Here is a 13,696-nt window from a genome sequence, read left to right as displayed (position 1 = left end):
ATGGAATTGACGGTCAACGGCCAACGCCATTCGCTCGACATCGAAGGCGACATGCCGCTGCTCTGGGTGCTGCGCGATGAACTGGGCATGATGGGCCCGAAATTCGGCTGCGGCATCGGCGCCTGCGGCGCCTGTACGGTGCTGATCGATGGCGTGCCGGAACGGTCCTGCGCCCTGCCTGTGCAATATGTCGAAGGCGCAGTCACGACCATCGACGGGCTTTCGGGTGACGGCGTCCTGACGGCCGTGCAGGAAGCCTGGATCGCAGAGCAGGTCGCACAATGCGGCTATTGCCAGGCCGGGCAGATCATGTCGGCCACAGCGCTGCTCGCGTCCAATCCCGCGCCGAGTGATGCGGACATCGACGAAGCGATGTCCGGCAACCTCTGCCGCTGCGGCACCTATCCGCGCATACGGGCCGCCATCAAGCGAGCGGCATCCACACAGTCAGCGCGGAGCTGAGCCCATGGCATCGGTCGGCAAGATCGCACGGCGCACTTTCCTCATCGGCACGGCCGCGATCGCCGGCGGGCTCGCGGTCGGCGCATACGCCTACCGGCGCCCGCCCGACAATCCGCTGGCGGCGCGCGCCGATGACGGAGAAGCCGTCTTCAATCCCTATCTGACGATCGCCCCTAACGAGACGATCACGATCTTCGTGCCACGCGCGGAGATGGGCCAGGGCGTCAGCACCACGCTTGCCGCGCTGGTGGCCGAAGAACTCGACGTGTCTCTGGAGAGTGTCGTTGTCGAGCATGGGCCAGCGTCCGAGGCCTATGCCAATATCGCGATGCTGGAAGACGGCCTGCCATTCCCGACCTATGACGAGTCGACGATCGCGACCATCGCCCGCTCCGGCGTCGGGATTGCCGGCAAGTTCCTGGCGCTTCACGTGACGGGCGGCTCGTCATCCACCGTCGATGCGTTCGAGAAGATGCGCCAAGGCGGCGCCACCGCGCGTGAGGCTTTGAAACAGGCTGCAGCGACCCGCTGGGGCGTCCAGCCGGCGGATCTCGAGACGGATGCCGGATCGGTACGCAATCCCGCCAATGGCGAAACCTTGTCCTACGGCGCACTCGCCGCTGAAGCAGCTGAGGCACCTGTCTCGCGCAACATCGCGCTTCGCGCGCCTGAGGACTGGAAACTGCTCGGCAAGTCGCAGCCGCGCACGGATATGCGCGCCAAGGTCACCGGCGCGCCGATATTTGGCGTCGATGTCGCCCAGCCCGACATGCTTCACGCCACGGTGCGGATCAATCCGCATTTCGGCGGCGGCGTGCTTGCGCTCGACACCGAGGCTGCCCGGCAGATGCGCGGCGTCCATTCTATTATCGAGATTGATCACCGACTCGGACGCGGTTTCGCAGTGATTGCCGACAATACCTGGCGCGCCTTCATGGCGGCCGATGCCGTTGCGGTGGAATGGGAAAAGCCGAACTCGACCCTGGATGATGCGGCTGTCAGCGAACTTCTGGCGGCGGCCGTCGGCACCGGATCACGCGATGTGATGCGCGACGATGGCGATACGGACATTGTGTTCGCCGACCATGCCCGCGACCGCATCGTCGAGGCGGAATACCATGTGCCCTATCTCGCCCATGCCGCCATGGAGCCCATGAATGCCACAGCGCGCTTTGCGGACGGCAAGCTCGACCTCGGGCTTCCGAACCAGGCGCCCAACCTCATTCAGGCCGTCGCAGCCGCAGCGCTCGGCATCCCGACAGCCGACTGCACGGTCAACACGACCTCGCTCGGAGGGGGCTTCGGCCGCCGCGTCGAGCCGGATGTCGCCGTCTACGCGGCCCTTATTGCGCGCGAAACAGGCGACCGGCCGGTCAAAGTGATCTGGACGCGCGAGGAAGACATCGCCCACGACTATTATCGCCCGGCCGCGACCGGACGGCTGCGCGCGGCACTCGGCGCCGATGGTCTGCCGGAGGCCTTGGACATCGTGGTGGCCGCCCCGCCGATCTTTTCGCCCATGGCATCACGCTTCTATCCGTCGATCAGCTTGCCTGGACCGGACAAGAGCATTGTCGACGGAGCCTTTAACCAGCCCTATGCCATCGCCAATTACCGCGTCGCCGGCGTCAAGGCCGATATCGGCGTCCCGGTGGGCATCTGGCGTTCGGTCGGCAATTCCATCAACGGCTTTTTCCATGAGTGCTTCATGGACGAACTGGCAGCCTCAAGCGGCATGGATCCGCTCGAATACCGCTTGAAGCTAATGGCGCCCTACCCGGTCGCGACCGCGCTTCTCGAGAAGGTCGCCGACATGTCCGATTGGCGATCGCAGCCGGCGGAAGGACGGGCGCGCGGCCTCGCCTTCACGCTGTCCTTCGGCACCTGGGTCGCCGAGGTGGTTGAAATCTCGCGCGATGATCGCGGCATCCGCGTTGAGAATGTCTGGTGCGCGGCAGACCCGGGCACGGTCCTGGATCCAGGCATCTTCGAAGCGCAGATGATGTCCGGCATCGTCTTCGGCCTATCAGCCGCGCTCGGCCAGGAAATCACGCTCAGCGAAGGCCGCGTGCAGCAGAGCAACTTCCACGATTTCGATGCGCTGCGCATTGATCGCTGCCCGGCCATTCATGTCGAGATCCTGCAGAACGCCCCGCGCATGGGAGGCGCAGGCGAACCGAGCACACCACCCGTGACCGCCGCACTGGGCAACGCCATCTTTGCGCTGACGGGTGAGCGCCTTCGACGCATGCCCTTCACACATGACGTGACATTCGTCTGAGAAGACAAGATGGCGCATTTCGGCGCATGCCGGCTCATACACGACATCAAGGGCTGACATCCCGGGGCGTTACACCTAGATATAGTTCAGGATGAAAAAGCTCAGAAACGTTATCGCCGGCTCCGCAGTAGCCATAGCCGTGGTCGCCGGATCGGCAATCGCTTCCGGCCCCGCACTGGCCACTGAAGCGGCTTGGGTGCGCCTGTCCAATGGCGGGTACACGATCTTGCTCCAGCATGCGCAGACGCTTGGCGGAGACGCCTCCGAAGTCGATCCTCAGGATTGCGCAACGCAGGCGGTTTTGTCCGACCGCGGCCGCACCCAGGCGCGGCGTCAGGGAACGCGCTTCGCCGCCCGCGCCGTGACGATCAACGGCATCTATAGCAGCGAGTACTGCCGCACCCAGGAGACCGCCGATCTCGCCTTCGGCTCATACAGCGTCGAGGTGCTCGAGGAACTGGATCCTCTGGGCCAGACCGAGATGAGCGAAGAAGAGCAGCTTGATGCCATCATCGCTCGCATCAACGGTTTCAGGGGTCCCGGAAATCAGCTCTTCATCACCCATGGCGGCGTCGTGCAGGCCCTGACGGGCACTACCCCGCGCGACGGCGAGGCAGTGATCGTCGGTCCGGTTCCCGAAGGGTCGGACAGGCCGGCCGTGGTAGGACGCATTCTTCTGAACTGACGCTTTCCGCTCCTAGAAGCCGAGACCGCCCAGGCAGACATACTTGCTCTCGAGGTATTCCTCGATCCCCTGATGACCGCCCTCCTTGCCGAGACCCGACTGCTTGACCCCGCCGAAGGGCGCTTCCACCGCAGTGATGACGCCCTCGTTGACGCCGACGAGGCCGTATTCCAGCCCCTCCATAACGCGAAACGCGCGGCCGAGATCCTGCGTGTAAAAATATGCGGCGAGGCCGAAGATCGTGTCGTTGGCCAGAGCGACGCCTTCCTCCTCCGTCTCGAACTTGTAGACCGGTGCGACGGGGCCAAAGATCTCTTCCTTGGTGAAGCGCATTTCCTTTGTCGCGCCTGAAATCACGGTCGGCTTGTAGAAATTACCGCCGAGTTCATGGCGTTCGCCACCGGTCAGGATCTTGCCGCCCTTTTCCCTGGCGTCGGCAACGAACTTTTCGACCGTTTCGAGCTGGTCCTTGTCGATCAACGGTCCTTGGGTGGTGCCGTCATCGAGACCGTTGCCGACCTTCAGCGCAGCCGCCTTCTCCGCCAGCTTCTCGACGAAGCGGTCATGGATGCCCGACTGGACGATGAAGCGATTGGTGCACACGCAGGTCTGGCCCGTGTTTCGGAACTTCGCCGCGATGGCGCCGTCGACAGCACGGTCGAGATCGGCATCGTCGAAGACGAGGAACGGCGCGTTGCCGCCAAGCTCCATCGACACCTTCTTCACCGTTTCCGCCGATTGCGCGAGCAGCTTGCGGCCGACTTCGGTCGAGCCGGTGAACGTGATCTTGCGCACCTTCTCGTTCGACGTCAGCTCGCCACCGATATCGCCCGAACCGCCGGTGACCACGTTGATCACGCCTTTCGGGAAGCCGGCCTCTTCGGCGAGAACGCCCCAGGCGATGCCCGAATAGGGGGTGGCGGTTGCCGGCTTGACGACGCTCGTGCAACCGGTTGCCAAGGCCGGGCCGATCTTGCGGGCGAGCATCGAGGACGGGAAGTTCCACGGCGTGATGGCCGCAACGACACCGACCGGCTGCTTGATCACCATCATGCGACGGTCGGCCCATGAGGAAGGAACCGTGTCGCCATAGACCCGGCGCGCCTCTTCCGCGTACCAGAGAATGTAGCTGGCCGACATGCCGACCTCGCCCTTGGCCTCGGCCAGTGGCTTGCCTTGCTCCATGGTGAGCAGTTCGGCGAGCGCATCCTGGTTGTCCATGATGGCATCGTGAAGCGCGCGCATCAGCTTGGCGCGTTCGGCAGCCGAGGTCTTGCGGTATTCGAGAAACGCCGTATGCGCAGCGTCGATGGCGCGGCGCGTTTCAGCCTTGCCCGATTTCGGCACCGAACCGATCCGCTGGCCTGTCGCCGGATTGACCACATCGATGGTTTCGCCGCTGTCGGCACCGACCCACGCGCCATCGATGAGATTGGCTTCTTTCAGATACTGGCTCGTGCGTGTCAGCATGACGCTCTCCCTGTCCGTTCTTGAGTGGATTTTCGGTGATGGCTGTTATCCTTTAAACGGGCATCACAGCAGGCACGTTCCGTCGAGCAAACGACTTTAGGCTCAGCGCGTCAATTCCCGCGTTGCCGCTTCGAGCCCGCCAAGCGTCAAGGGAAACATGCGATCGTTGACGATCTGCCGGATCAGCCCGATCGACTGGGTATAACCCCAATGCGCCTGCGGGGTGGGGTTTAACCATGCAGCCTTCGGGAAATGGGCAAGCACCCGCTCCAGCCAGACCTGCCCGGCTTCCTTGTTCCAGTGCTCGACCGACCCGCCCGGATAGACGATCTCGTAGGGGCTCATCGCCGCATCGCCAACGAAGATCACCCGGTAGTCGGAACCATAGGTGCGGATGAGATCGTAGGTGGGCAGCACGGCCTCGTGGCGCCGGCGATTGTCCTTCCACACACCTTCATAGAGGCAGTTGTGAAAGTAGAAGTAATCCATGTGCCGAAACTCGGCGCGCGCGGCGGAGAAAAGCTCTTCGACGGTCTTGATGTGATCGTCCATCGAACCGCCGACATCAAAGAACATCAAGAGCTTGATCGCATTGCGCCGTTCTGGCCGCGTTCGCACATCGAGATAGCCGTGTTCGGCGGTCGACTTGATGGTGCCACCGAGATCGAGTTCCTCGGCCGCGCCTGCCCGCACCCAGCGGCGCAGGCGCTTGAGCGCGATCTTGATGTTTCGCGTGCCGAGCTCCACCCGGTCGTCGAGATCGCGAAAATCGCGCTTGTCCCAAACCTTGACCGCGCGACGGTGCCGGCTGCCATCCTGCCCGATACGCACACCTTCGGGGTTATAGCCATAGGCGCCAAAGGGTGAGGTGCCGGCGGTGCCGATCCATTTCGAGCCGCCCTGGTGACGGCCCTTCTGCTCTTCGAGCCGCTGCTTCAGCGTCTCCATCAGCTTTTCAAAACCACCCAGCGCCCCGACGAGCTTCTTCTCGTCTTCGCTCAGATGATTTTCGGCGAGCCGCCGCAGCCACTCCTCGGGCAAGGCGACGCTTGAAGGCCCTTCCTCGCCCGCGACCGCCTCGACCCCGCGAAACGAGTGGGCAAACACCCGGTCGAACCGATCGATGAACCGCTCGTCCTTCACCAGCGTCGCCCGGGCAAGGTAGTAGAAGCCCTCGACGTCATAGGTGACGAGCTCCGCCTCCAGCCCTTCGAGCAGCGCAAGATACTCGCGCAGCGAAACCGGCACACCCTCCGCTTTCAGTTCGAGGAAGAAGGGGAGGAACATGGCCGGGCGCTAACCCTGACGCCGCGCCATGAAGGCGAGGCGTTCGAAGAGGTGGACGTCCTGCTCGTTCTTGAGGAGCGCGCCGTGCAGGCGCGGAAGTGCGTTCTTGGCGTCGCCGCGCAAATCTTCCGGTGCCACGTCGTCGGCAACCAGCAGACGGATCCAATCGAGCGCTTCCGATGTGGACGGCTTCTTCTTCAGGCCTGGAACGTCGCGGATCTCGTAGAACTGCGTCAGCGCCGCGCGCACCAGATTTTGCTTGATTCCCGGATAATGGACCTCGACGATCCGATGCAGCGTCTCGATGTCGGGAAAGCGGATGAAGTGGAAGAAGCAACGCCGCAGGAAGGCGTCCGGCAATTCCTTCTCGTTGTTGGACGTGATGATGACGATCGGACGATGGCGCGCGCGGATCGTCTCTCCCGTTTCATAGACGTGGAACTCCATCCGGTCGAGTTCCTGAAGAAGGTCGTTCGGAAACTCGATATCGGCCTTGTCGATCTCGTCGATCAGAAGCACGACGCGCTTGTCGGCATCGAAGGCATCCCACAGCTTGCCTCGACGAATATAATTGCCGATGTCGTTGAAGCGGTCGTCGCCGAGCTGGCTATCGCGCAGCCGCGATACGGCGTCGTACTCGTAAAGCCCCTGCTGGGCCTTTGTGGTCGACTTCACATGCCATTCGAGGAGATCGAGACCGAGTGCGGAGGCCAGTTGGCGGGCGAGTTCGGTTTTTCCGGTGCCCGGCTCGCCTTTTACCAGCAGCGGCTTCTGCAGAGCGATCGCCGCATTGACAGCGACCGTCAGATCCTTTTCCGCAATATAGGCGTCCGTGCCGTCAAACCGCATCGCAAGTCCACTCCATGGCTCGTTCAAGGGCCGGTAAGTGCCCCGGCGGCAGCCACGACGTCAAGCTTGCCGCCGCGATTGCGTCGGGAGACCTGCGGACGAAACGCCTGCCTTCAAGCCTGAAGTGCGGGCAACTGGTGGGACAAAGCCTGACGCAGCTTTTCGAGCGCACGGCTTTCGATCTGCCGCACGCGCTCCTTGGAAATGCCGAGTTCTGAGCCGAGCGACTCCAATGTCGCCCCCTCTTCCGCCAGCCGCCTCTCGCGGATGATGCGCAATTCGCGCGCGTTGAGCGTCGTCAGCGCGCTTTTCAGCCAAGCCGAGCGGCGTTCGTCGTCGATCGACTGCAAGACCTGCTCGTCCGGCAGCGGCGCGTCGCAGCGCAGAAAATCCACACGATCGGCGCTGCCGGAATCGCCGTCGCCGACGGGTGCGTTGAGCGACGTATCGGAGCCCGAAAGGCGGGCATCCATGACCGCGACGTCTTTGACCTGAACGCCGAGTGCCGTCGCGATCTCCTGGTGTATCGCGCTCTCGGTCAACATTTCGCTGCCCTGGGACAGCCGCGCGCGTAGACGTCGAAGATTGAAGAAGAGTGCCTTCTGGGCAGAGCTGGTACCGCCGCGCACGATCGACCAGTTGCGGAGGATATAGTCCTGAATGGACGCACGGATCCACCAGGTCGCGTAGGTGGAGAAGCGGACCTCACGGTCCGGCTCGAACCGCGCCGCAGCCTCCAAAAGGCCCACATGCCCTTCCTGGATCAGGTCGCCCATGGGCAGGCCGAAATTGCGGAACTTGGATGCCATCGAGATGACGAGCCGCATATGGGCGGTCGTGATGCGATGCAACGCATCCTGGTCTTGCTGCTCTTTCCATCGAACGGCAAGCTGGTGTTCTTCGTCACGTTCGAGATAAGGCGCGGCCATAGCCGCCTTCACCATATGCCTGCGGGCTGCACTATCCATCAGCGGACCCTCTTTGTCGGCTTATCTGCAAACAATACGCAGAGCCAAAGGTTGCGGATCATTCAAATGTTTCGTGCGATTTGATCGAATGCGACAAAAAAAGCCCGGGCCGCAGCCCGAGCTTTTTTTGAAATCTAATAAACGATGGAGCCGATCAGGCTGCTTCGTCCTGGGAAGCCTCGTCCGGAGCCTCGTCCTCGTCGACGGCCTTGCCGCGCTTTGGACCCTTGTTGAGGTTGACCTCGATCAAGCGCACGGCTTCGGTGTCGGACATCTTGTTGACGGCGCCGATCTCGCGGGCCATCCGGTCGAGTGCCGCTTCATAAAGCTGGCGCTCCGAATAAGACTGCTCGGGCTGGTTCTCGGCACGATAAAGATCGCGAACGACCTCAGCGATCGAGATCAGATCACCGGAGTTGATCTTCGCATCGTATTCCTGCGCACGGCGCGACCACATGGTGCGCTTGACGCGCGCACGGCCCTGCACGACCTTGAGAGCGCGCTCGACGAAATCTGTTTCCGACAGCTTGCGCATTCCGATGCTCATGGCCTTGGCGACCGGCACCTTCAGGCGCATCTTGTCCTTCTCGAAGTCGATGACGAAAAGCTCGAGCTTGTGACCGGCTACTTCCTGCTCTTCGATAGCGACGATCGTACCGACGCCATGAGCGGGATAGACGATGGCTTCGCCTGTCTTGAAGCCCTGACGCTGATTGGATTTCTTATTCTGCATTGTCATTCGTTCTCGAGACTCCCTGTTACGCGCCCCGGCCTGGCCGGGACAAGCATGAGGCCCGGTCGAGCCGGACAGTGAAATGGACGATCATGTCCATCCCGTTTCATTCCGTCGTGAGTACCTGCGAGACGCAGCCACGCCGCGAAACAAGGTTGGCACTGGCCAACTCGGGGTCGCCATCTTATACAGCTGAAAAGACAGGGAACGTTCTTTCGTGGTGTCGTTGCGGTCGACGCATTGCCGCCACATGACGACAATTGTGCTTATCTAACACAAAAATCACCCGAAATCAAATATTTGCTCGGTCGGTCATGCACGACAGATCGTTCGGCGCGCCAACACCGAATCGCCGATAGGGGCGAATCGCCATCCACAGCCCATATGCGCGGCAGATTGTCTCAGTCGCCCTCGCCAGGCGCTTCGGAGAAGTATTTCTCGAATTTGCCTTCCACGCCGTCGAACTCGGCAGCATCGGCGGGCGAGTCGCGCTTGACCGTGATGTTCGGCCATTTCTCGGCGAATTCCGTGTTCACCTGAAGCCACTTGTCGAGACCCGGCTCGGTGTCCGGCTTGATGGCATCAGCCGGGCATTCCGGCTCGCAGACGCCGCAATCGATGCACTCGTCCGGATGGATGACGAGCATGTTCTCGCCCTCGTAGAAACAGTCCACGGGGCAGACTTCCACGCAATCCATATATTTGCATTTGATGCAGTTGTCGGTGACCAGATACGTCATGCGTGCTCCACGCCGTCCTTCGTGAGTGGTGGTGGGGTAGCGGCTTTGAAGCCCCATTGCAAGATGCCGCTTTGCCGCGCGGCCACCATTGCAAGCGTGGCGTTACGACAGGTCCGAGATGAGCAAAATCATGCTCTTGGGCGCCGTCCATGCAAAAGCATATACCCGCTCCCAACCGGCGCCGTCGCCTGCATTACTGGGTGATGAGCTTGACCCGCATGCCTGGCGCCACCTGACCGGTCGGTCCAAGCGCGTTGATCAGGCGGAACAGTTCCTCGCGGCGCTCGTCGCCTTCCATGCGTGCGGAGAGCGACGCGACCGTATCGGAAGCGCCAGCTGTCACGACGCGCAAGCGGAGTGGCTGCAGGGCAACCGCCTCCCCGGCCGTCATGCGGCGGAACGTCGTTTTAAGCACGTTCGCGGCACTGTCCAACTCCCGGCTGCCGCGGGGCGCCGCCGTCAGGAAACGATAGATCTGGTCGTCGACCTTGACGATCGTGACGTCGAACGACCAGCGATCCGCAGCTGCCCGCGCGCTGAGCGCCTCCAATCCGTTGATCGTGAGCGGTCGAAGCGACGCTTCGTCGAGGCCGGTGACCCAGCCGCTGCGCATGTAGTCGGCAAGCGGCGTGCCGGGATCGTCCACGCCATCGAAGCGAATCGCAAGATCGTTCGGTCCCGTGGCCAGCACTGCTTCAGCCGTGTTGTCGATTTCGAATCCCTGTGGGACGTCGAAACGAATACGCAGGTTCGGATGCAGGAAGCTTCGCCCACGGACATAGCCTTCCTCCGGACTATCGCCGAAGAGAAGACCGGAAATGCCATCGAGAAACAGATCGCGGTCCGCCGTACCGACGCCTTCTGGACCGAATGCGCGCGCGTGACGACGGGCGAGTTCGATGCGCTGGGGCGCCGTGGGGTGGCTCGCCAGGAAGTCCATTTGCGGGTCGTCGTTCGGTTCCGCCGAGCGGAAACGCGAATAGGACGCCATGGATTCCAGGAAACGTGCCGCCGCGTACGGATCGTAGCCGGCCTCACCGAGCATCCGAATACCGATCACGTCCGCCTGGAGTTCCTGGTTGCGGGAAAAGGCTGCCAGCCGCAACTGGCCGCGCGCAAGTGCCTGGCGCCCGGCAATATCCCCCGACAACACTTCCGAGACCACGCGGCCTGCAATCGCCTCGGCCTCTTCGCGTTGCTGCCGCTCGATGCCATGATTGGCCGTCACATGCGCCATCTCGTGCGACAAAACGGCCGCAACTTCGGCCGCATCGTTGGCAAGAGCCAGAAGCCCGCGCGTGATGTAAAGATAGCCGCCCGGAAGGGCGAAGGCGTTGATCGCCGGCGAATTCAGCACCGTGATCCGATAGGTCTGGCTCGGATTTTCGGAGACTTCGGTCAGTTTCCCGACGATTCGTGCCAGCAGAAGTTCAGTGCGTTGGTCGCGATATTCGCCACCATAGCTCGCGACGATACGTGGATGCTCACGCGCACCCAGCTGCGCCCGCGGATCATTGCGCGCGAGGCGCTCCACGGTCTGCGGGTTCTGAGAAGGCGCAAGAACGACGGTATCCTGCTCGCTGATGACGCTTTGGCATCCCGACAGCACGACCAGTCCGGCAAGCAGCATCACCGCCGCAACGGCCTTGCCGCTCGCAGTCGTTACACCCCGCCGACGCGGTCCCCAGCCATGTGCAATCGATTGAAACAGGTTCGTCGCCCCGCAGGATGCCAGCCGATGACTGGAGCATTACAACAGCAAAAGGTCGGTTCAAAGGCCGATCTTGCCCACCTTGGCTCCATCGCAAGGACGCGGGTCGACCTGTGACATTTTTGTCCGGATCGGCGATCGCACCCCTTAATTTGTACCAAGATAGTCCCGCCATCCGGCGAGATCAGCGCGTCTGAACATCGATTCAGTCGGTTCGTTCGCTCGGATCGAGCCTTGTTCGACATAGAGAATGCGGTCGCAGATGGTGCGCGCATCCTCCGGTTGATGGGTGATGATCAGCGTCGTCAACGCATTCTGGACGTGAAGATTCGCGATCAGCGCCCGCATATCCTCGCGCAGACCGGGTCCGAGCGCGGCAAAAGGTTCGTCCAGCAACAGCACAGGCTTTGCTCGGACCAGTGCACGCGCCATCGCGACGCGCTGCCGCTCGCCACCCGAAAGAGACGCAGGCCGCCGCCGCTCGAACCCACCGAGGCCGACGCGCGCCAGCGCATCGGACACCTGCTCCTTGCCGGCAGTGCTTTTGGCCTCGCGTGCGCCCTGTCCGAGCGCGATGTTCGCGGCGACGTCGAGATGTGCAAAGAGATTGTTGTCTTGAAACACCACGGAAATCGGCCGTTCGGCCGGCGCCAGCCGCGTGACATCGATAGTCCCGATGCGGATTTCACCCCGCTGCGGCTGCTCGAACCCTGCCAGAAGCGCAAACAGGGTGGACTTGCCCGATCCGGACGGACCCATGACGGCCGTGATGCTGCCCGCCGGGATCATCGTATCGAAAGCCATCTCCAGCGCGCCCCGGTCGTAGCGGAAGCGGACATCGTCGAATTCGATCGCCGGTGACGTCATTCCGCTCATGCTCATCTTTCCCGCACACTGCCGCCGCCATAGCGGGTCCCGGCGATCATGAACAGCAGGCAAAGAAAACCGAGAATGAGCGCCAGCCCGGCCGCATCATCGGTGCGATAACTGCCCATCCGTTGCAGCAGCAGATAGGGCAGCGTAACCAGATCCTGGCTTCCGAAGAGCGCGATCGCGCCGAGATCGCCGAGCGACAGGGCCATGGAAAACGCAAACGCTGCGCCGATGGTCGGGGCCAGCGCCGGTAGGTCGACCCGCAACAGCCGGCGCATTCTCGAAAGCCCCAGCGAGAGACTGAGCCGCTCCGTCCGCACCATGTGGCCGGCATAGGCCGGCTCCAGGAGCCTGAGCGCGAAGGGCAGCGCCATCAATGCGTTGACGACCACCACGATGACCGGCGCCGCAGCGAGCGGATCGACATGATCCCGCAAGACGAGAAACCAGCCGGCGCCCAGCACGACCGGCGGCACTAAAAGGATCAGCGATCCCGCCCCGGCAAGCGACGTTCGGAGCCCGCGGGCCGCCAAGTGGTGGCGACGGGCGCCGCCGGCGGCGTGGCGCGCCCGGGCAATCATGCCGGCCATCACCACAGACAGACATGCGGCAGCGCCCGCTATGAGGAGACTCGTCACCAGCGCGCGCTGGACCAAGGCTTCACGCAGAAGCGCGATCAGATCGGCAGCAATCCCAGAAATAAGAGTTGCGGCGAGCGGTGCCGCGACGAAGACGAGGCCAAGACCGATCACCAGCACGTCGAGAGCCAGCGCACGTGGTGATCTCGCATCGAACCTGCGCGGCAAGGCGCCATCGCCGCGCCCCTCCTCGGGCCGGGGCAGAAGCGCGAGCACGCCGAGAAGGGCACCGGTCAGCGCGATCTGGATCAGCGCCAGGGTAACCGCGCGCGGAGGATCGAAGTCGAACCGCAGCGCCTGGTAGATCGCGACCTCGATCGTCGTCGCTGCCGGTCCGCCACCCAGCAGAAGCACCAGCGTGAAGCTCGTGGCGCACAGCATGAAGACGAGGCCCGCGATGCCCGGGATGACCCGCGCCATGGCCGGCCACTCGATCAATCTGAACACCGTGCCCGCTGAAAGGCCCAATTGCGCGGCATTGCGCCAATATTCCGCCGGCACGCGCTCCAGCGCTGCAAGCAGCAATCTCGTGGCGAGCGGCATGTTGAAGAACACATGGGCGATCAGAATACCGGGGAGCCCGTAGACGGAAATCGGCTGCTCCGCTCCCAGCCAGCGATAGGCGTCATTGACGACCCCCTGGCGTCCCCAGATGGCGATGATGCCAAGGGCCGCGACGATGGCCGGCAGGCCGAGCGGCACGGCGAAGAGCCGCAGGATCCAGGCACGGCCGGTAAAATGCGGTCGCCGCGCCAGCGCCCGCGCCAATGGCAAGGCAAAAGCCAGCGAGAGAAGCGTCGAAAGTCCCGCCTGCCACAGCGTGAAGCGTACGACGCGCACCGTATAGGCATCGAATGCCGTCGACCGCGACGCATCGGTCCCTGCCGCCACCAGAAGTCCGGCGACGGCAAAGGCAACGATGCCGAGAATGATGGCAAGAGCCGCGATGCCGAAAGCGATATCCAGAGGATCGGCCCTGTAGGCACGCATCGCGGCTGC

At 62.9% G+C, this 13,696-nt stretch carries 12 protein-coding genes; 3 read left to right on the top strand and 9 right to left on the bottom strand.

All coding sequences use genetic code 11. The features are described 5' to 3' along the window. The 3 genes from PU133_RS04460 to PU133_RS04450 all read left to right on the top strand — a co-directional run bounded on the left by PU133_RS04460 (window position 1) and on the right by PU133_RS04450 (window position 3,428). Window positions 1–462 (top strand): (2Fe-2S)-binding protein, encoded by a 462-nt coding sequence (locus PU133_RS04460; RefSeq protein ID WP_404863663.1) that lies wholly within the window; start codon window positions 1–3, stop codon window positions 460–462. A gap of 4 nt (window positions 463–466) precedes the next feature. After that, window positions 467–2,743 carry a molybdopterin cofactor-binding domain-containing protein gene (locus tag PU133_RS04455; protein WP_404863662.1) on the top strand — a complete coding sequence of 759 codons (2,277 nt, stop codon included), beginning with the start codon at window positions 467–469 and terminating at the stop codon, window positions 2,741–2,743. A 91-nt stretch (window positions 2,744–2,834) separates the two neighbouring features. Further along, complete coding sequence (locus PU133_RS04450) at window positions 2,835–3,428, top strand: histidine phosphatase family protein (protein ID WP_404863661.1); 594 nt, start codon at window positions 2,835–2,837, stop codon at window positions 3,426–3,428. Window positions 3,429–3,440: 12 nt separating this feature from the next. On the opposite strand, the gene PU133_RS04445 is transcribed toward PU133_RS04450, so the two are convergent. The 9 genes from PU133_RS04445 to thiP form a co-directional block, all read right to left on the bottom strand. Next, window positions 3,441–4,898, bottom strand: a complete 1,458-nt coding sequence (locus PU133_RS04445; protein WP_404863660.1) for an NAD-dependent succinate-semialdehyde dehydrogenase — start codon at window positions 4,896–4,898, stop codon at window positions 3,441–3,443. Between the two features lie 102 nt (window positions 4,899–5,000). Beyond that, entirely contained in the window at window positions 5,001–6,185 is a 1,185-nt protein-coding gene (locus tag PU133_RS04440) for a vWA domain-containing protein (protein ID WP_404863659.1), read from the bottom strand. A 9-nt stretch (window positions 6,186–6,194) separates the two neighbouring features. After that, the gene (locus PU133_RS04435; protein ID WP_404863658.1) at window positions 6,195–7,034 is read right to left on the bottom strand and encodes an AAA family ATPase; all 840 of its coding nucleotides are present in this window, start codon (window positions 7,032–7,034) and stop codon (window positions 6,195–6,197) included. A 113-nt stretch (window positions 7,035–7,147) separates the two neighbouring features. After that, window positions 7,148–8,002, bottom strand: a complete 855-nt coding sequence (locus tag PU133_RS04430; protein ID WP_151984113.1) for an RNA polymerase factor sigma-32 — start codon at window positions 8,000–8,002, stop codon at window positions 7,148–7,150. A 154-nt stretch (window positions 8,003–8,156) separates the two neighbouring features. Next, window positions 8,157–8,741 carry a CarD family transcriptional regulator gene (locus PU133_RS04425; RefSeq protein ID WP_404863657.1) on the bottom strand — a complete coding sequence of 195 codons (585 nt, stop codon included), beginning with the start codon at window positions 8,739–8,741 and terminating at the stop codon, window positions 8,157–8,159. 395 nt (window positions 8,742–9,136) lie between these two features. After that, window positions 9,137–9,475: a ferredoxin FdxA gene (gene fdxA, locus PU133_RS04420; RefSeq protein ID WP_126008096.1), complete on the bottom strand. Its 339-nt coding sequence runs from the start codon at window positions 9,473–9,475 to the stop codon at window positions 9,137–9,139. A 193-nt stretch (window positions 9,476–9,668) separates the two neighbouring features. After that, the gene (locus tag PU133_RS04415; RefSeq protein ID WP_404864439.1) at window positions 9,669–11,105 is read right to left on the bottom strand and encodes a M48 family metalloprotease; all 1,437 of its coding nucleotides are present in this window, start codon (window positions 11,103–11,105) and stop codon (window positions 9,669–9,671) included. Between the two features lie 228 nt (window positions 11,106–11,333). Beyond that, complete coding sequence (locus PU133_RS04410; protein ID WP_404864438.1) at window positions 11,334–12,053, bottom strand: ATP-binding cassette domain-containing protein; 720 nt, start codon at window positions 12,051–12,053, stop codon at window positions 11,334–11,336. Between the two features lie 11 nt (window positions 12,054–12,064). Next, window positions 12,065–13,687, bottom strand: a complete 1,623-nt coding sequence (gene thiP, locus PU133_RS04405; protein ID WP_404863656.1) for a thiamine/thiamine pyrophosphate ABC transporter permease — start codon at window positions 13,685–13,687, stop codon at window positions 12,065–12,067. Window positions 13,688–13,696 lie beyond the last annotated feature (9 nt).

The organism is Georhizobium sp. MAB10 (genome assembly GCF_045012825.1).
Lineage (GTDB): Bacteria > Pseudomonadota > Alphaproteobacteria > Rhizobiales > Rhizobiaceae > Georhizobium > Georhizobium profundi.
The sequence above is the reverse complement of the archived record's forward strand: the minus strand, read 5'-3'. Positions and strand labels throughout refer to the sequence as shown.